The organism is Pseudomonas sp. 1L-C-7-B-C1 (assembly GCF_057291635.1).
Map to the genome: position 1 here is coordinate 289,811 of NZ_JBXAWH010000003.1, position 19,670 is coordinate 309,480.

General features: G+C 64.1%; 8 protein-coding genes. 3 read left to right on the forward strand and 5 right to left on the reverse strand.

Features of this window, described 5'->3' with window-relative positions; genetic code table 11:
- Positions 1–142: 142 nt before the first annotated feature.
- Together AC0Z8Z_RS06800 and AC0Z8Z_RS06805 are read right to left on the reverse strand one after the other, a co-directional pair.
- On the reverse strand, positions 143–367 hold the full coding sequence (locus AC0Z8Z_RS06800) for a DUF6555 family protein (RefSeq protein WP_122536317.1): 225 nt from the start codon (positions 365–367) through the stop codon (positions 143–145).
- A 91-nt stretch (positions 368–458) separates the two neighbouring features.
- Positions 459–1,313, reverse strand: coding sequence for an OBAP family protein (locus tag AC0Z8Z_RS06805; RefSeq protein WP_485618543.1), 855 nt, complete (start codon positions 1,311–1,313; stop codon positions 459–461).
- Positions 1,314–1,731: 418 nt separating this feature from the next.
- On the opposite strand from AC0Z8Z_RS06805, the gene AC0Z8Z_RS06810 reads away from it, so the two are divergent.
- Complete coding sequence (locus AC0Z8Z_RS06810; RefSeq protein ID WP_485618545.1) at positions 1,732–1,917, forward strand: con-10 family general stress protein; 186 nt, start codon at positions 1,732–1,734, stop codon at positions 1,915–1,917.
- A 92-nt stretch (positions 1,918–2,009) separates the two neighbouring features.
- Here the strand turns inward: AC0Z8Z_RS06810 and AC0Z8Z_RS06815 are convergent, their stop codons facing one another.
- Both AC0Z8Z_RS06815 and AC0Z8Z_RS06820 read right to left on the reverse strand, forming a co-directional pair.
- A complete protein-coding gene (locus AC0Z8Z_RS06815) occupies positions 2,010–2,282 on the reverse strand; it encodes a hypothetical protein (RefSeq protein ID WP_485618547.1) in 273 nt (90 codons plus the stop codon).
- Positions 2,283–2,394: 112 nt separating this feature from the next.
- Positions 2,395–2,922, reverse strand: coding sequence for a hypothetical protein (locus AC0Z8Z_RS06820; RefSeq protein WP_485618548.1), 528 nt, complete (start codon positions 2,920–2,922; stop codon positions 2,395–2,397).
- 378 nt (positions 2,923–3,300) lie between these two features.
- Here AC0Z8Z_RS06820 and AC0Z8Z_RS06825 point away from each other — a divergent pair, with 378 nt between their 5' ends.
- Entirely contained in the window at positions 3,301–5,253 is a 1,953-nt protein-coding gene (locus AC0Z8Z_RS06825) for a putative bifunctional diguanylate cyclase/phosphodiesterase (protein WP_485618550.1), read from the forward strand.
- A gap of 50 nt (positions 5,254–5,303) precedes the next feature.
- Here the strand turns inward: AC0Z8Z_RS06825 and AC0Z8Z_RS06830 are convergent, their stop codons facing one another.
- Positions 5,304–5,795 carry a helix-turn-helix domain-containing protein gene (locus AC0Z8Z_RS06830; protein WP_485618552.1) on the reverse strand — a complete coding sequence of 164 codons (492 nt, stop codon included), beginning with the start codon at positions 5,793–5,795 and terminating at the stop codon, positions 5,304–5,306.
- Between the two features lie 618 nt (positions 5,796–6,413).
- Here AC0Z8Z_RS06830 and AC0Z8Z_RS06835 point away from each other — a divergent pair.
- The gene (locus AC0Z8Z_RS06835; RefSeq protein ID WP_485618554.1) at positions 6,414–19,541 is read left to right on the forward strand and encodes a BapA/Bap/LapF family large adhesin; all 13,128 of its coding nucleotides are present in this window, start codon (positions 6,414–6,416) and stop codon (positions 19,539–19,541) included.
- The last annotated feature ends 129 nt before the right edge of the window (positions 19,542–19,670 follow it).

Consider the following 19,670-nt stretch of genomic DNA (forward strand, 5'->3'; position numbering starts at 1 on the left):
TCAAAAGCTTCCCGGCTGAAGCCGGTCTCACTGAGCGCATGGGATGCTTTTAGTGGGACCGGCTTTAGCCGAAATGTGAGGGGACTGATTTATTTACAGCGCTTCACCGTAAATCAATCTGTCCCCGGCTCGTGGATCTGACTCACGCCGGCTTCCAGGTCACGGCATCGATACCCAATCGTTCGGCCTTGGGCTTGGACAGTTTGATGGCTCTGTCGCTCCGGTATTTGGGGATGTCGGCCACGCCAGCGTCGACTGCAGCCCAGTGCCACGCCTCAGCGTTGTCCATTTGCTTGGCGCACACGTAGAACCACCGTGGCTTGCCATGGAAAAGGTATTCGATGCGGTAGTGTTGGGTATGTTGCATGGTCTTGATCTCGTTCACAGGATCGGTTTCGTTGTTTGGTTTCCATTGTGGGTGGACGACTGACTCACCGCAGGGGGGTTAACGCTGCAGACTAGGGATCCGCCTGGGGCGCGGCGGATCGACTATTGGTGCCAGGAGGCGAAGGTTTGCCAGGCTGCATGACGTGGCCGCGACCGGTAGGGTCTGCCAACTGCACTGCATCGCCGTGCTGCCAGGCATCAGCGCCCTTGAGCACCGGCTGGACCTGGATGTCCGCGCGTTCCGAGCGTTTCTTTTCGGTATTGATGGCCATGCGGCGGTTGCGCTGCTCAACCATGGCAGGGTCTGCCTGGCCGTCTGCGGTAAAGCCCATCATCAATTGCGGGACGCCCAATGGCAGGCGCTTGTCCTGATCGGTGTGCCAGGTGTGCCAGGTTTTGCCATAGGTATTGGCAAGCTTGGCCATCAACGCGTGTTCGGCACTGGCGGGAATACCCGGCGCCACCAGCTGCCCCGACTTCACTTCGTGGGCGTGGCTGTGCCAGAGGCGCTTCTCGCCCTCGGGCAGCTGATTGAACAAGTCAGCGCTGATGATGTACTCGACGCCCATCAACTTGGCGTCTCGCACATTGCCATCGTAAATCACGCACTGAATGAACTCTTCACTGAGCACCGAGCAGTAGTGATGGGCTTCCATTTGCACACCGGGATGACCGTTATAGAAATGAAAGCCATCCAGATAGGCGTTCAGAGCCTCTACAGGCGGACGCGACTGTAACGTGGCGGCGCCTGCATCGAGAACGCTGAGGGTTGCACTGGTTGGCTTGCCGGGACTCGGCACGCTCGAGCGAGTGTCATCCCCTGCGCAACCGGTTAACACCAGGCCGGCCAGTGCCGCCGATAGCGCCAGCCTCGGGCTGACCCGGGCTGCATCACTCACCAATACCCGTTCAGGGAATAACCGCATGGGAAGTCTCCATAGCTGAGGCCTCAAGCTTTCAAGGGCGGCTTCGTGCCGCGTTATAACTGGGCGGTAAACCCATTGAATCGAGGAGCTGCTTAAAAGCCGGCGCAGACAATGCGCCGGTAAAGGATGGACCGGCCGACAATCGCGGATGTTCAGCTTAAATTTCAAGATTGGAGACGAGCGGCTAATAAACAGTACCGACCCCTTAGTGCGAGTTGTCCAACTAACGATGCATCCATAACGCGAGCGGGTGTGAATCATTCATTTGGATAGGGGCGAAATAGCGTCAACTAGTGCTCCACGCCACTCATCCGCCATTCATCAAACCTTCTCAACGATTAAACATTGAAGCGCATCGGATTAGTTGTCGGTCGGATATACCGGGCGCCATCTCATTAGTTGATATCGGAGAGCCATCATGACAACCGCCAACAAAAATCCGGGTAATTTTGCCAACGATCGTGAGAAGGCCTCTCAGGCCGGGAGAAAAGGCGGCCAGGCGTCCGGTGGCAACTTCGCCAACGACCGCGCCAAGGCCTCCGAAGCGGGGAAAAAAGGCGGCCAGAACAGCCATGGCGGAGGTCGTCGATCATCTGCCGATTAAGTAGCGCGACCTGCCTGGAGGGCGGTCCCGCCGCCCTACTCGCTACCGGTCATTCCGTAGTCCGCCTGTGACCCCGAGCCAGGGTACGGTAGTTACGCGGTCTCTCCCCCTGCAATACGCTCAGCCTGATCGCGCCCTCGGACGAGCCCCTGCTCGACGGTCCAGTCAGAGAGTGGAAGTCTCTCTAACGACTCGACCACCCTTTCTCCGTCCGCAGCATAAACGCACACCAGTACTTCAACGGCCTCTTCATGGGCGCGCGCACGAACTTCCAGCTGACAGCCGTTTTCTGCCGCCTCGCTGTACGACTCGTCGTCGGCCGTTAGTTGCACCCACTGCTGATAAACATCACCACGATCAAACATGAAAAGCTCCCCGGTTCGGCTGTAAATGAGTGTTGATACTTATTAAAACCCGATGACCCTTCCTGTACCTGACCGCTGCATGAGTTGGCAGCGGCACGCTGACGGACTGCCGTCACTTCCAGCCCAACTGCTTCTCTATGTCACGGCGATAAGGGGTGTCGATCTGGGCCGGTACTTGGCGGATGTAATCCCGGGCATGTTCGAGTTTCTCCCCCGTCAGGCTTCGCAGGTAGGCCACAGCGTCCTCGCTCGTCGGCAAATGCCCCTCGCTGTGAAGTCGCGGCGGGAGTGCTGTCCAGACCAGCGCATCGACCTGGCGCTCTCTCGCCCAATGAGCCAGCGGGCCCGTTGAAGACCCTTGCGCCCGATACACGCCGATACCGTCTTCGCGTTGTGCCGGGATCTGCTCACGCTCACGCAGCGCACTGCACGCCTGTTCAAGTGATTCGGTGGCCAGGACCGTCCACAAGACCCGGCATGGCGGTGCGTTGACACAGATCGCAGTGGCCAGCTCACCGCCGTCACCTATCCGCGAGAATTCGACTGGCAACGCCGGCCCATCCATGAACCACTCACTGGCGATCGGCAGTGCGTCCGGCTTCCATATCAATGAGCCCCAACCCAGACAGGCAATCACCATTGCTTTTGCATCCTTCCAAGGTTTGCACGACGTTTATTACGGCGGACTTTCAGGCCCGCCACGCGCCCGTGCGTTACGCATGCCCTGTTGGGCACGGCATCGCTGAAAAAGGTCAGTTTTTCGCAGTCGGCCGGCGCAGGTGACCGCTTATTCCCTGCGCCTTCCGATGCCGATGAACTCTGCCAGGAGGCTGTCCATCCATTCCTTACACTCACAGCGACCCCATGCCGGGTGGCTAATCGCCCGGCGTCTCAACCGCTGCACCGGCTATAGAAACCAACCCCGCCGCCGATATCCTCTGACAGTCATAACGTTCTGCAGCGCTGCAAGTTGTGGGGTTCGCCGTTTTTTCTTATTGCGCGCGTTGGGTTCCTAGTCATGAAATTCCCGTCTTTAGATCGATTGAAAGCGCTGGTCTGCGTCCAGCAGGACAACACCCGTCTGATGGAAGCGCAATACATCGCGCTGTCCAGACAGCTGCCCATGATGTACGTGATTCTGCTGATCAACACCCTCGCCCTCGCGGCCACCCATTACGGCATCGCCCCGCTCTGGCTGACGGTTTACATCCCGGTGCTGTTGACCCTGGTAGGCGGCTTGAGGGCGGCGCTCTGGTGGCAGAGCCGTGGTCAGCCCATCACCTCCGAGCAGATCTTCAAAAAACTGACTCGCACCAATCAGCTCACGGTGTTCATCGCGTTTGGCTTCACGATCTGGGCGCTGCTGCTGTTTCCCTACGGCGATACGTACACCAAGTCCCATGTGGCCTTCTACATGGCGATCACGGTGATCGTCTGCATCTTCTGCCTGATGCACCTGCCCTCCTCGGCGATGATGACCACGGCGGTGGTCAACATCGCCTTCGTAGCGTTTTTTGCCAGCGCCGGCAACGCCACGTACACCGCCATGGCCGCCAACGTGTTTCTCGTTTCGCTGGCGATGATCGTGGTTCTGCAGAACCACTACGGCGAGTTCACCCGGCTGGTGAACATGCAGATACGCACAGAGAAGCTCAGCGATGACAACCAGCGACTGGCCAACGAAGACAGCCTGACCGGCCTGCCCAACCGACGACAGTTTTTCGCCTTGCTCGACCGTGAACTCGACCATGCGCGGCAGGACGAAACGCGGCTGGCCGTGGGGATGATCGACCTGGACGGCTTCAAACCGATCAATGACTCCTACGGTCACGGCGTGGGAGACAAACTGCTGCGTCAGGTCGGCCAGCGCCTTCGCGCGTTTGCCAGTGAGCAGCTGCACGTGGCCCGGCTGGGCGGCGACGAGTTCGGCCTGATCATCGTCAGGGCCGACGATCAAAACGAACTGATCAAACAAGGCCAGTCACTCTGCCGCACGATGCGCCAGCCCTTCGCCATTGGCGATATTCAGGTCAGCATCAGCGCATCCATGGGACTTGTCGTGTTTCCGGACCTGGCGAGCACCTCGACCGAAGCTTATGAATTCGCTGACTACGCGCTCTACACCAGCAAGCGGGAAACACCCGGCGAGCTGTGTATCTTTTCCGCCAGCCAGCATCAGCGTCTCAAACGCGAAGTGCTGACCGAGCAGGGCCTGCGCCAGGCCGACGTCGCCGAGGAGTTCACCCTGGTGTTTCAGCCCATCGTCGACATCCGCACCTCGCGCACGGTGGGGTTCGAAGCGCTGGCCCGATGGGTGAGTCCGAAGCTGGGCAGCGTCGCCCCGGGGCATTTCATCGGCGTGGCCGAGCGGATTGGCCTGATCAACCGCCTGACGCCGGTGCTGCTGGAAAAAGCCCTGCACGCGGCGCAGTTATGGCCGGCGGATATCAGGCTCGCGTTCAATTTGTCGGCCCACGATTGCTCGTCCATGGACGCCGTTGAACAACTGATCACCGTCATCCGCCAGAGCGGGTTCGACGCCACGCGACTGGATCTGGAAATCACCGAAACCGCCGTTATCAAAGACCTCGTGCAAGCGCAGAGGTCAATCAACGCGTTCCGTGAACTGGGCTGCGGTATTTCTCTGGACGACTTCGGCACCGGCTACTCAAGCCTGAGCCAGCTTCACGCCCTGCCGTTGACCAAGCTGAAAATCGACCGCTCGTTCATCACCGACATTCACCAGAACGCCGCGAGTTTCAAGATCGTCAAATCACTGTTGGCGCTGAGCCAGGACATGGACCTGCAGTGCGTCAGCGAGGGCGTCGAGACCGAAGCGGAACTGCAGGCGTTGCGGACCCTGGGCTGCACGCTGGTTCAGGGTTACCTGTTTTCACGACCGATGCCCCTTGAGCAGACCCTGCAGTGGGTCGGTTCGCCGGGGGTGCCTGCAGTGGCGGTGGTTCTGTGAAGGGCAGCGGCGTTCATTGCCATTGACAGAATGGCTACCCACATTGCTGATCAGGCGCTGTGCTGGACTTTCATCATGGCTAGGCCAATGAATCGTCGGGAGTCTTCCTGAAAATCTCGCACCTGGGCGGCGAACTGCTCTTCGCGGACGTCCAGGTGGCGAGTGCTGAAACAGGTGGCCACGTCGGCGATGACCTGCGTCGTGTCGTTGAGGGTCTGGTGCAGCGTGACCAGGATTCCCACCGCGTTACGGTTTGAAATGATGACGTCGCGGTTACTGCTGATCAGCGCCCTGTTCGGAGACGACTGATCTTCGGCGTCAGGTCCGTTCATCGAGCCTATCAGGCTGTTACCGGAAAACAGGTAGTGCATATCGACGCCGGCGTCGCAGACGCGCTGGAGATAGTCGGCTTTAGGTGATCGATGGCCACTTTCGTAATGACCTTGAGCGTTAGGTTCGACGCCACCAATTCTGGCGAACGCGATTTGCGTCAGGCCTAACCGTTTGCGTTCTTTTCTCAAACGCGTGCCAAGCTTTTCCATGAGCAAACTCCTGCTGAATTCACGCCACGCGATGGACCGGTGGGTGGAATGGGGGGCTGGAGTGCGAGCTTCCTGGGTTAGCGAAATAGCCTCGTACAGGGGGGAACTCGCCACCTTACAGCGTTTGCAACATGAGTGAACAAGTATTTGGCTGGCCTCCCACTTTATGTTTTCCGAACTCCCACCTCCCCCGATCTCCCGTTGCCAGATTAAAACAAAGGTATCTCTACGCGCGTTCGTGCATCCAGGTGAATGTGGGTTGCTAGATTGACCAAATCCCCGGCGCCATTGTTACTCCTCCACTCATCGACCCCGTAGATAGCAAACGTTTTCCCCCCATACGGAGGCTTTTGCGCAAACGCCCCGACGACCGGTAGATCACCATCTAACTCAATAAGAATCCATATATTTCAATGACCTATGAATTGGAAAATTCTACAAACAGATAAACGTCAAACTATTTTCCATTGATATTGAGGGGTTCCATTCTAAATTACTGGCAAACGGCTTTCATTGTAAGAAACAAAGTTGCGCCTGATTAGCTAGGTCAGGCGGCTGGTATGACACGCCATTAAACGCGTTGTTGTAGTGCTAAAAGCGAAGAAAAGGACTGTCAGAATGGACAATATTGTTGTCGCCAATAAAGCAACCTCCGAACTTACTGCCAAAGCCTGGGGAAATCTGTCACTCGATACGCCGTCAGTTGTTCAAATGCCCGTTCCTCCCAGCCAAGTGTCCTCGGTCTCCCGCAATGGGCAAGATCTGGTGGTGAACTTGAAGAATGGCGAACAGATCAAAGTCGCCAACTTCTTCAACACCGCGCCTGAAGGTCCCAACAACGACATGGTGTTCCAGGGTGAAGACGGCACCCTTTGGCAAGCCCAATATGACACTCAGTCCTTCAACGGTTTTACCTTCGACGAAGTCAACTCCCTGGATGAACTCATCGCAGACGCCGGCGTGGTCGGCGGGTCGACGCCTACTTTTGCGATCGCCGGGCTCGGCCTGTTGGGCGCCGGCGGTGCAGCGGCAGCGGCAGGCGGCGTTGCGGGTGGCGGCGGGGGCGGCGGTAGGAACGCCGCGGACACCTCGGCCCCCGTGGCCCCGGGCAACCTGCTCGTCAGTGCGGACGGCACGTTACTCACCGGCACCAGTGAGGCCGGCGCAACCATCCAGGTTCGAAACACTGCCGGCACCCTGCTGGGCAGCGGTGTTGTGGCACCTGACGGCACGTTCAGTGTGACGCTGAACCCGCCGCAAACCAGTGGGCAGCCTCTGGCAGTGAGCGCCACCGACGCCGCAGGTAACGTGTCCCCTTCCACTCAGGCGCCAACGCCCGATACCGACGGCGGGACACCCCCGGGCCAGGGCCCAGACACGACACCTCCGGCTGCGCCGGCCACCCTGGCGGTCAACCCCACCGGCGACCGGTTGACCGGTTCCGGCGAAGTCGGCGCGACCATTCAGGTGCGTGCCGCCGATGGCACTTTGCTGGGCAGCGGCATCGTCGCAGCCGATGGCACCTTCAGCCTTACCCTGAGTCCGCCGCAAACCGATGGTCAGTCGCTGACCGTCAATGCGGTCGATGCCGCCGGCAATGTCTCGCCGCCTGCTCAAGCGCTGGCGCCGGACATCGACATCACCCCACCTGTCGACACCACCGCACCCGACGCGCCGGGCAACCTTGTGGTGAGCGCCGACGGTACGCGCATCACCGGTTCAGGCGAAGTCGGCGCGACCATTCAGGTTCGCGCTGCCGACGGCACTTTGTTGGGCAGCGGCATCGTCGCGGCAGACGGCACCTTCAGCCTTACGCTGAACCCTGCGCAAACCGATGGGCAGTCGCTGACCGTCAATACGGTCGATGCCGCCGGCAATGTCTCGCCGCCTGCTCAAGCGCTGGCGCCGGACATCGACGTCACGCCACCGGTCGACACCACCGCGCCCAACGCGCCGGGCAACATTGTGGTGAGCGCAGACGGTACGCGCGTCACCGGTTCGGGCGAAGTCGGCGCGACCATTCAGGTTCGCGCCGCCGACGGCACGTTGCTGGGCAGCGGCATCGTCGCAGCCGATGGCACCTTCAGTCTCACCCTCAGTCCTCCGCAAACCGATGGTCAGTCGCTGACCGTCAATGCGGTCGATGCCGCCGGCAATGTCTCGCCGCCTGCTCAAGCGCTGGCGCCAGACATCGACGTCACGCCGCCCGGCGGCGATGTCACACCGCCCAATGCACCTGCTGGCATCGCGATCAGCGGCACTGGCTCGATTGTCAGCGGCCGCGGCGAACCTGGCAGCACTGCCAGCGTCATAGACGCCAATGGCAACGTGCTCGGGACCGCTATCGTGGGGACTGACGGGCTCTTCAACATCAATCTCGGCGCCCCGCAAAATGCCGGGCAAGTCCTGCAGGTCACCCTCACCGATGCGGCTGGCAACACCTCCGCCAACGTTCCACTGCAAGCACCGGACACCACGCCGCCAGTGGCACCTTCAAATTTCGTTCTGTCGGCTGACGGCCTGACCCTCACCGGTCGTGCCGAAGCGGGCTCCCGCGTGCTTGTGCGTAGTGCGTCGGGTGCGGTCATCGGCGCCTCCCGGGCCGGTGTGGACGGCACATTCAGCGTGAGCCTCGATACCGCGCAGACCAACGGCGAGACACTCAACGTCAGCGTCACGGATTCGGCCGGCAACACTGCCTCGGCCGAGCTTAACGCCGCCGACACCACGCCTCCCGCCCAAGTCGCCGATGTGGTGATCAGCGCAGACGGCACACAGGTCTCAGGCAAGGGAGAAGCTGGCGCGACTGTCACCCTAATCGCCAACGGCACGCCCATCGGCACGGCGGTGGTCGGCGCCAACGGCACCTTCGCTACCACCTTGGCACCGCCGGTCAACCCCGGTGATCAGGTGCAAATCAGCCAGACCGACACCGCAGGCCTGGCGTCCCCCGTGCTGGTGGTCACGGCGCCTGACGCCAGTGGTCCGGCAACGCCTTCGGGCCTGGTCATCAGTGGCGACGGCACGCAGCTGACCGGGACCGCCAGCGCCGGTTCGGCGGTCCAGGTGCGTGACGCCAACGGCGTGCTGCTTGGCAGTGCAACCGTCGGCAGCAACGGCAGCTTTACCGTCGCCATCACCCCGGCCCAGGCCAATGGCGAAGTGCTCGACGTGGTGGCGGTCGACGATCAGGGCGAGAGCTCGGTCACCGTTCCCGTCACCGCCCCCGACATCACCGGCCCAACTGCCGCCACTGATCTGGCTGTGGCCAACAACGGCCTGACCCTGACCGGCCGTGGCGAACCGGGCTCGACCGTTTCGGTGCGTGACGCCCAAGGCAACGTCATCGGAACGGGCGTGACGTCCGCGACCGGCAATTTCACGGTCAGCCTCGCTTCGGCGCAAACCAACGGTCAGGCGCTGCAAGTCGTGCTGAGCGACGCAGTCGGGAATCCATCGCCCATTGCGCCGGTCAGCGCGCCGGACCTCAACGGCCCCCTGCAACCCTCCGCCATCGGCCTCGACGTCGGCGGCACGACGCTGACCGGGATCGGCGAGGCCGGTTCGACGATCACCGTCACCACCGTCAGCGGTACCGTGCTTGGCACGGCCATCGCCGCCGCCGACGGGCGCTTCAGCGTGACGTTGAGCAGCCCGCAGAACAATGGCCAAACCCTGCTGATCGGCGCCAGTGACAGCACCGGCAACCCGGCTTTGCCGGTGACCTTTGTCACCCCGGATACCCAAGCGCCCGCTGCGCTGACCAACGTCGCCCTCGACGGCACTGGCCTGATCCTCACCGGCACCGCTGAGTCCGGTGCCACAGTGACGGTGCGTGATGCCGCGGGCAATATCATCGGCAGCGGCCAGGCGGGTGCCGGCGGTAGTTTTACCCTGACCTTGACGTCGGCACAGACCGACGGCCAGCTGTTGCAGGTCACCCAGGCCGACGCCGCAGGCAACCAGTCCCAGCCCGTCCCTGTCACGGCGCCGGACCTCAGCGCACCGCCACCTTTGACCAACCTTGATCTGTCGGCGAACGGCCTGATCGTCACCGGCAACGGCCAGATCGGTGCCACCGTCACCGTTAGGAATGCTTCGGGCGGCACGCTGGGCACCGCCGTGGTCGGCAGCGACGGACGCTTTGAGGTGACCCTGTCCAGCGCGCAGATCAACGGCCAGAATCTCAGCGTTACTCAAGTCGATGGATCGACCCTGGCCTCTCCGGCTGTTCCCTTGCAGGCTGCGGATATCCAGGCACCGGACGCGCCCACTGCGCTCACCCTGAGCGCCAACGGCCTGACGCTGAGCGGCCAGGGCGAACCCGGCGCCACTGTCAGCGTGCGCGACGCCAGCGGCAACGTGCTGGGTATCGCGACGGCGGACCCGGCAACCGGTCGCTTTGAAGTCCCGCTGAACGCGGTTCAGTCCGACGGCCAGGTCCTGCTGGTCAGGCAGAATGACGCAACGGGCAACCTCTCCCCCGCGGCCTCTTTAACCGCACCGGACACCACCGCGCCGGCTGCGCCGACCGGGATCACCATCAGCAGCGACGGTGTGACGGTTTCCGGCACAGGCACCCCCGGCGATACCGTGCAAGTGCGCGATGGAAACGGGACCTTGCTGGGTTCGGCCATCGTCGCCAGCAACAACAGTTTTGTGGTAACCCTGAGTCCGGCGCAGCTGGACGGACAGGTGCTCAGCGTGACTCAGACCGACGCCAGCACCCTGCCCTCGCCGGCAGGTTCCGTCACGGCACCTGACATCACCGCACCGCCAGCACCAAGCAACCTTGATCTGGACGCTAACGGCGTGCTGACCGGGACCACCGTGCCCTTCGGCTCGGTGAACATCCTCGACGCCAATGGGGTTCAGATCGGCACTGCCGTGGCCCTGGCTAACGGGACCTTCACCTTCAATGTCACGCCGATCCTGAGCAACGGCGAGACGGTGCAAGTGGTTGCGACCGATGGCACCAACGACTCGCTGCCCACTGCTGTGCTCGCGCCTGACACCACCCGACCGGTCCCTGTGTCCGATCTGGCGATCAGCCCCGGTGGCGATGTGGTTTCCGGTACCGGCGAGCCTGGCACCACCGTCACCGTTCGCGGCCCCGGTCCCGGCAACGTGCTGCTCGGCACCGGCACGGTTGGCCAGGATGGCAGCTTCGTCATCGGCCTCAATCCGCCTGCTGCCAGCAATACCGATCTGGAGGTCATCAGCACCGACGCGAGTGGCAACGCCTCCACCGCCGTCATCCTCCCAGGGCCGGACGGCACGCAGCTGGCGACCCCCAGTGATATGGCCATCAGCAGCGACGGTTTCATTCTCACCGGCGCCGCCACCCCAGGCAGCACAGTCAACATTCTCGACAGCAACGGCGCGAGCCTGGGCAGCGGCAGGGTCAACAGTTTCGGCCGTTTCAGCATTCTCATGCGGTTCGCGCAGTTGAATGCTCAAACACTGCACGTCACCTCGACCGATGACGCCGGCCAGACCTCGGTGACCGCCCTGGTGGTGGCCAACGACCTGACGGCCCCCGAGGCGCCGACCAGCATCACCATCAGCCCGGATGGCAGCGTGGTCTCGGGCCGTGGCGAAGCCGGCTCGACGGTGGCCATCACCAACAGCAGCGGCACGTTGCTGGGTTCCGGCACCGTTGCACCCAACGGCACTTTCGCGGTCATCGTGACGCCGTCGCAGCTGGGCGGCCAACCGCTGACGGCCACGCAAACCGACCTGGCCGGCAACGTCTCGCAAACCGGGGCCGTTCTTGCTCCGGACCTGACCCCGCCCGACGCCGCCACCGGTCTGACCATCAATAACGTCGGCACCGTGGTCAATGGCGTTGGCGAAGCCGGCGCGACCGTCACGGTCCGCGACGCCGCAGGCAACATTCTCGCCACCGGCATTGTCAACCAGAGCGGCCAGTTCCAGGTGACCCTGCCAAACGCCGTCACAACCGGCGCGCCGCTCACGGTCACCCTGACCGACGCGGCGGGTAACGTGTCGGCCGGCGCCAGCCTGACAACCGTGGACACCACGCCACCGGCCCTGCCGCAGAACCTGCTGATCAGCGCCACCGGCAGCACCCTCACCGGTACCGGTGAGGCCGGCGCGACCGTTAGAGTCCTCGACGCCAGCGGCGCGCTGCTTGGCACCGCGCTGGTGGCCAGTGACGGCACCTTCACCGTGACCCTCGCCCCCGCGCCCAACAATGGCCAGGCCCTCGACATCAGCCAGACCGACCCGAGCGGCAATGTCTCACCGTCGGCGAACCTCACGGCGCCGGATATCAGCCCGCCTGCCGCGCTCACTCAGGTGTCGGTGAACGCCGACGGCCTGACGGTGGTCGGCCGTGGCGAACCTGGCGCAACGGTGTCGGTGCGCACGGCCGGCGGTGCCCTGCTGGGCACGGCGCTGGTGGCGGCGAACGGCGGGTTCAGCGTGACGCTGAGCACGGCGCAGATAAACGCCGAAGTCTTGACCGTCACCCAGGAAGATCCGCCCGGCAACGTCTCGACGGCGGTCAACGTGACATCCGTTGACCTGACGGCACCGGACAGCCCGACCGCCCTGCTGCTCAGCGGCAGCGGCGTGCAACTGGCAGGGAGCGCCGAAGCCGGCAGCACCGTGACCGTGCGCGACGCCGCGGGCAATGTCCTGGGTTCTGGCGTTGCCGGGACCAATGGCGTGTTCCAGGTCAGCCTGTCCGGGCCTCAACTCAACGGCCAGCGCCTTACCGTCACGGCCACCGATGCGGCTGGCAACGTCTCGGTGCCCGCGCCTTATCAGGCCGCTGACACCGTGGCGCCCTCCGCGGCCAGCAACCTGGCCATCAGCGCCGATGGCCTGACCCTGGGCGGTAGCGGCGAGGCCGGTGCAACGGTGGTCGTGCGCGATGCCAATGGCAACGCGCTGGGCACCGCCACTGTAGCGGCCAACGGCAGCTTTACGGTCGGACTGACCCCTGCGGCAGCGGCCGGCGGCACGTTGACCGTGATCCAGTCCGACGCCGCCGGGAATGCGTCCGATGCCGCCACGGTGGTTGCTCCCGGCAATCTCGCGGAACCTGCTCCCGTCAATCTGGCCCTCAGTGCAGACGGCCTGACCCTGACCGGCACCGCCAACGCCGGCAGCACCGTCAGCATTCGCACCGCCTCCGGTGTCCTGCTGGGCACGGCGCTGGTCAATGGCGACGGCACGTTCAGTGCGCAACTGAATGCCGCGCAGCTCAACGGCGAGTCGCTCTCGGCCATCGCCACCTCCAGCGACGGCATCAATTCGCTGGCGACCGGTTACCTGGCAGCGGATGTCACTGCTCCCGGGCCGCTCACCGACCTGGTGCTCACCGCCAACGGCGTGACCTTGACCGGTCAAGGTGAAGCGGGCGCAACGGTCACTGTGCTGGGCGCAGGCGGGTTCATTCTTGGCACCGGGCAAGTGGGTGCCAACGGCAACTTCACCCTGTCGCTGAGCCCCGCGCAAATTGCCGGCCAGTCCCTTAGCATCAGCCAGACCGACGCCGCCGGTAATGAATCGGCCAGCATCGCGCTGACTGCCAGAGACCTGATCGCACCGGATGCGCCGCTCGCCCTGGCGGTTACGCCAGATGGCGCGGTGCTGTCGGGCACCGGTGAGCCGGGCGCGACGGTCAACGTGTCCAACGCCAGCGGCGCCCTCGTCGGCTCCGGCAGCGTGCGGATCGATGGCACGTTCCAGATCACCCTCACCACACCCCAGGCCAATGGTGAACTGCTGGCCGTGACCCTGACCGATGCGGCCGGGAATATCTCCCTGCCCGCCAGCCTGACCTCGGTCGACACCACGGCACCGCTCGCCCTGACCCAGCTGGGAATTTCCAGCGACGGCGCGACGCTGACCGGCCGCGGTGAAGCCGGGGCAGTTGTCACGGTTACCAATAGCCTCGGCACTCCGCTCGGCACGGCGACGGTGGGTAGCACCGGGGCCTTCACCCTGGTGCTGGTCCCGGCGCTCTCCAACGCCGAAGTGCTGACGCTGGTGCAACGGGATGCCGTCGGCAACGTGTCACCGCAAGTCAGCCTGACAACGCCGGACTTCACGCCGCCCGATCCGCTCGACAACGTGCGCATCAACGCGGCAGGCGCCGTAGTGACCGGTACCGGTGAAGCCGGGGCCACTGTCACGGTCCGTGATGCCGGCGGCACGCTGCTCGGCACCACGTTGGTGCTGGCAGACGGCTCGTTCAGCGTCACGCTCTCCACACCGCAGATCAACAGCCAGGTGCTGAGCGTTCAGCAGGCCGACCCACCCGGCAACGTCAGTGTGCCCGCGACGGTCACCGCCCCCGACCTGACCCCGCCGGCGGTCGCCACCGACCTGCAGTTCAATGCCTCGGGCAGTGTGCTCAGCGGCAGCGGCGAGGTTGGCGCAGCCGTGCGCATCACCCTGGCCGACGGCACCCAGGTCGGTGCCGGCAACGTGGGCGTCGACGGCAGGTTTCTGATCACGTTGACCCCGCCTCAAAACGCCGGTCAGCCCGTGTTCGTCGTGCTGACTGATGCGGCAAACAATCCCTCGGCTGCGGGTTCCATCGCTTCACCCGACCTGACGCCGCCCGCCGCCGTGACCAACGTTCAGATCGATGACACCGGCGTGGTGGTCAGCGGTCGCGGTGAGACAGGTGCCAGCCTGTTGATCACCGATGCTGCCGGCAACATTGTCGGCACAGGCGTGGTCGGCGTGGATGGCAATTTCGCGGTCACGCTGTCGGCGCCGCAAAGCAACGGCGAGCTGTTGTCGGTGGTCCAGCGTGATGCGGCGGGCAACCCGTCCACGGGCGCGCCTGTCACGGCGCCGGACTTCACGCCGCCACCGCTGCCGGTGATCACCGGCCTGGTGAACGGGCTGACGCTGAACGGCACCGGCGAAGCGGGCGCGACGGTCAGGGTGACCAGCGCCAGCGGCGTCGACCTCGGCAGCGCCACGGTGCAGGTCGACGGGAAATTTAGCGTCGCACTGACGTCTGCCCAACTCAACGGCCAGACCCTCAACCTCACCCAGACTGACGTCGCCTCCAACGTCTCCGCCACGCTGGTCTATCAGGTCGACGACGTGACCGATCCGGCGGCGGTGACCAACCTCTCGGTCAGCCAGGACGGCCTGATCCTTAGCGGCAACGGCGAAGCCGGCGCCACCATCACCGTTTCGGTGGCTGGCACGCCGGTGCTCGGCACGGCCATCGTGCGCGCGGACGGTACGTTCAGCGTCACGCTGTCAAGCGCCCAGCTCAACGGTCAGTCGTTGACAGTGGTGCAAGTCGACGCGGCGCAAAACGACTCCGCGCCGGTTGCGGTCATCGCACCGGATATCACGCCTCCAGCGGTTCCGTCGATCACCTCGCTCACCGGCAATGGCACGATCCTTCAAGGTCTGGCCGAGGCCAACAGTAATGTCAGCGTCAGGTCCGCCAACGGTACGCTGCTGGGCGCTGCCCGGGCCGACGCCGGTGGACTGTACGAGATCACGCTGAACCCTGCGCAGACCAACGGGCAAGTCATCTCTGTGACTGCAACGGACGCGGCCAACAATGCTTCCGCGCCGCTGGTCTACCCGGTGCCGGACACTCAGGCACCTGATCCTGTCAGCAACCTGACCATCAGCGCCGATTACCTGCTGTTGGCAGGCCGCGGTGAAGCAGGCGCGATCGTGACGGTCAAAGACTCCCTGGGCGTCACCCTCGGCAGCGGGCAAGTTGCGGCCAATGGCACCTTCGTGGTCACCCTGGCCCCAGGCGTCGTCGCCAATAACGTCCTCACGGTCGGCCAAGTGGATGCCAGCAACAACGTGTCCGGGACGCTGAACCTCACCGTCCCCGTGACCCCACCACCGAATGCGCCGACCAATCTGCTGGTCAGCGCCGACGGCCTTACGGTCACCGGCAACGCCGCAACGGGCACCACCATCACGGTGTACAGCGCGACGGGCGTTGTTCTCGGGACGGCGGCCACCAATGCAGGCGGGACGTTCAGCGTCATCCTCAACGCTGCGCAGACCAACGGCGAAAGCCTGGGCGTGACGGCCAGCACTGCGGCGGGCGGCGCATCGCTGCTGGCTGCGGTCGTGGCGGCTGACACCACGCCGCCGGCGGTGCTCGCCGACCTCCAGGTCAACGCCACCGGCACCCTGGTGACCGGTCGAGGCGAAGCCGGGGCCACGGTCACCATCACCACCGGCGGCTTAACGCTCGGCACCGCGCTGGTCAATGCCGGCGGCACCTTTGCCCTGACGCTGAGCCCGGCGCAAGCCAACGGCCAGATCCTCAACGCGTTCCAGACCGACGCCGCATCGCAGCCGTCCGCCATCGTGACGGTCACGGCGCCCGACATCACCGCACCGAACGCACCGGTGCAACTGACCCTCAATGGCGCGGGTACCGTGCTGAGCGGGATCGGCGAAGCCGGTGCGACCGTGACGGTGCGCAGCAGCCTCGGCGTCGTGCTTGGCACCGCGACCGTTGCCCTTGACGGCACGTTCAACGCCAACCTCTCGGCGGCGCAACTCAATGGCCAGGTGCTGACGGTGAGTCAGCGCGACGTCGCAGGCAACCTCTCGGTGCTCGCCAATGTGACTGCCGTCGACACCACGCCACCCGCTGCGCTGACCAACGTCGCGCTGAATGCCGCAGGCCTGCAGGTCAGCGGCAACGGTGAAGCCGGAGCGACCGTGCGCGTGACCAACGCGGGCGGCGCCGTGCTCGGCAGCGCAGTGGTCAATGCGGCGGGCGGGTTTGTGGTCTCGCTCTCCAGCGCGCAGTTGAATGGTCAGGTGCTGAGCGTCCAGCAAGTGGACGCGGCGAGTAACCTCTCGGCCGTCGCGACGGTCAACGCCCTCGACGTTCAAGCGCCAAATGCGCCTTCGGCCCTGTTGCTGGCGGCTAACGGCTTGACCCTGAGCGGCAGCGGTGAGGCCGGCGCGACGGTCAACGTATTCAACGCGGGCGGTACGCTGCTGGGGACCACCACCGTGGGCGTTGGCGGGACGTTCAACCTTACCCTCAATGCCGCGCAACTCGACGGCCAGGCGCTGACGGTGCGTCAGGTCGACGTCGCTGGCAACGTGTCGGCCGCCGGCAGCCTTCTGGCACCGGACACCACGGCGCCCGGGGCACCAACGACCGTTGCGGTGAATGCCAGCGGTACGGTGGTGACCGGCACCGGTGTCGCAGGTTCCACGGTGACCGTGCGCAATGCACTGGGCGCTGTCCTCGGCACAACGACCGTGGCCGCCAATGGCAGCTTCTCGGTGGCACTGAACGCCGCGCAGATCGACAATCAAGTGCTGAGCATTACCCAGGCGGACGCGGCGGGGAACGTATCCCTTGCGGTGAGCGCCATCGCGCCTGATCTGACACCCCCTGCTGCCCCCGGCGCGCTGCTGGTCAGCGTCGATGGCCTGACGGTCACCGGCAGCGGGGAAATCGGTTCGACGGTGCAAATCAAATCCGTTGGCGGCGCCGTGCTCGGGACGGGCACCGTCGGCGCCACGGGGCTGTTCAGCGTCACCCTCGCCCCCGCGCAGATCAACGGCGAAACCCTGCTGGTCAGCCTCACCGACATCAGGGGCAATCTTTCCGTGACGGCCAACGTCACCGCGCCGGACATCGACGTCAACACGCCGGTGGTCGCCAGTGACAACCTCGCTACCGCCACGGTCACGCTGGTCCCGGTGAAGACCACGCAGAACTTTGCGGACTCCTTCACCACATTGCTGGCCGGGTTCTCCAAGGCGTTTGTGTTCACCGTCAACAGCGGCACCCGCCTCGATCCAACCCTGACGCTGACCACCGGCAGCCTGGTGTCGCTGCTCGACGGCGTGGTCTACACGCTGCAGGTGAAGAACGCCAGCGGCAACTGGGTGACCCTCGACGTCAACGGCAGCGGCGGGCTGCTCGATCTGGTGGCGCTGACCGGCCAGGGCGTGCGGGTGAACATCGGTGATCTGCTGGGTGGCGACTACCGGCTGATCGTGTCCAGCACCGGCATCGGCGTGGTGACCAACGTCACCACGCAACTCCAGCTGGACGTCACCAGCCTGACCCAGTTCAACGGGGTGGCCGGTACCGCCGTGACTGGCAACGTCATCACCAACCCGGGCATTGACGGCCAGGCGGATGTCACCGGCCCGGACAACGGCGCCGTGTTGCAGGTGCTGAAAAACGGCAGCTATGTCGCGGCCAGCGCGGGCATCACGGTGCAAGGCCTGTATGGCACGCTCACCATCGACGCCAGCGGCAACTACAGCTACAGACCCGACGGGGCGGTGACCAGCGTCGGCAAAGTGGACGTCTTCAGCTATCAACTGGTGCACCCGAATGGCCTGAGCGACACGGCCAATCTGTACGTGCGCATCGACAGTCCGCAAGCCACCGAAGTGTGGAGCGACAGTAACCTGGCCAGCCCGGCCTTTCTGGTCGACGCCACCAACGACATCGCGATCAGCGACATCACCCTGGTCAACAAGGAGGTCATCACCACCTCCACGCTGGGCCCGTTCCTCGTGCCGCTGCTGGGCGGCAGTGGCTCATGGACCACCAGCGTGGCGGCGGGTGCGATCAGTGACCTGACCGTGGTGGTCAACTCCTCCAACCTGCTCAGCCTGCTCGGGTCGCTGAACCTGGGCCTGTACAAGCTCAACACCACCACCGGCCAATACGTGCTGGTCAAGAGCTATGCCGGCGGCTCGCTGGCGAACCTGGGCGGCGGCAATTACGCCGCGCGCTTCGATGACCAGGGGCCCGGCAGCTATCAGGTCAGACTCGCCGCCGGGGGCATCGGTGTCGCCAGTACGGTCAACATCAGCCTGATCAACGATGCAACCTATACCAATCAGTTCGTCGTCGGCAGCTACACGCCGGTGGCGGGCAACCTGCTCACCGACACCGCCAGCGGCGGTGCTGACGTGCTGGGCTCGGCGTTCACCGTGCTCAACGTGCTGGCGGCCGGCAGTTATGTGACGCCGGGCTACAACGGCACCACGATTGTCGGCACCTATGGCTCGCTGCTGGTGCAGGCCGACGGGCGCTACACCTACACACTGACGCCCGGACAGACGGATGCGGTCATCGGCCGTGAAGACGTCTTCACCTACCAGCTCAAGCACCCCAACGGGACTACCGACACGGCGACGCTGACCATTGATCTGGAACAGGCTGGTGCCGTCGTCACTACCTCGTTTGCGGCGCTGTCCACTGTAGCGAGCGTTGATGATCACAGCGCCACCGCCATTGCCGCCACCGGTGCCGAGCTGATTCAGGGCACGGCAGGCAACGACACGCTGGACGGCTCCCATGGCGGTGCCGTCACGCTGCAAGGCGGCGCCGGCAACGACACGCTGATCATCGCTGACCAGCACTTTGCCTCGGTCGATGGCGGCACGGGCACCGACACGCTGCTCTGGGCGGGAGGCGATGCCACCATCAACCTGGGTGATCTGCAGGACCGGATCAACAACATCGAGGTGCTGGACCTGAACCACACCAGTGCCGTCGCGCTGACCATCAGCCTGGCGGACCTGATGTCCATTACCTCGGCAGACAACAACACCTTGCTGATTAAAGGGGGCAGCGAGGACACCGTACACATGACCAACACCTGGGTCGCCGGCGGTGCGCAACAGGCTGATGGTGTCGATTACACCCAGTACACGCCGCAGGAAGATCCAACCCATCATCTGTGGGTGCAGAACGGTATTCACGTCGTTTGATCAGCCCGCCGTCTGGCGCTGCCAGCGGCGGGGTTCAACCGGCCGATCAATGCGCTCGGCCGGTTGATTCACTAAAGGGAAGCTCTGTATTCGTACAGTAAGGAAGCCATGTGGAGCGCGTTCGCAAGC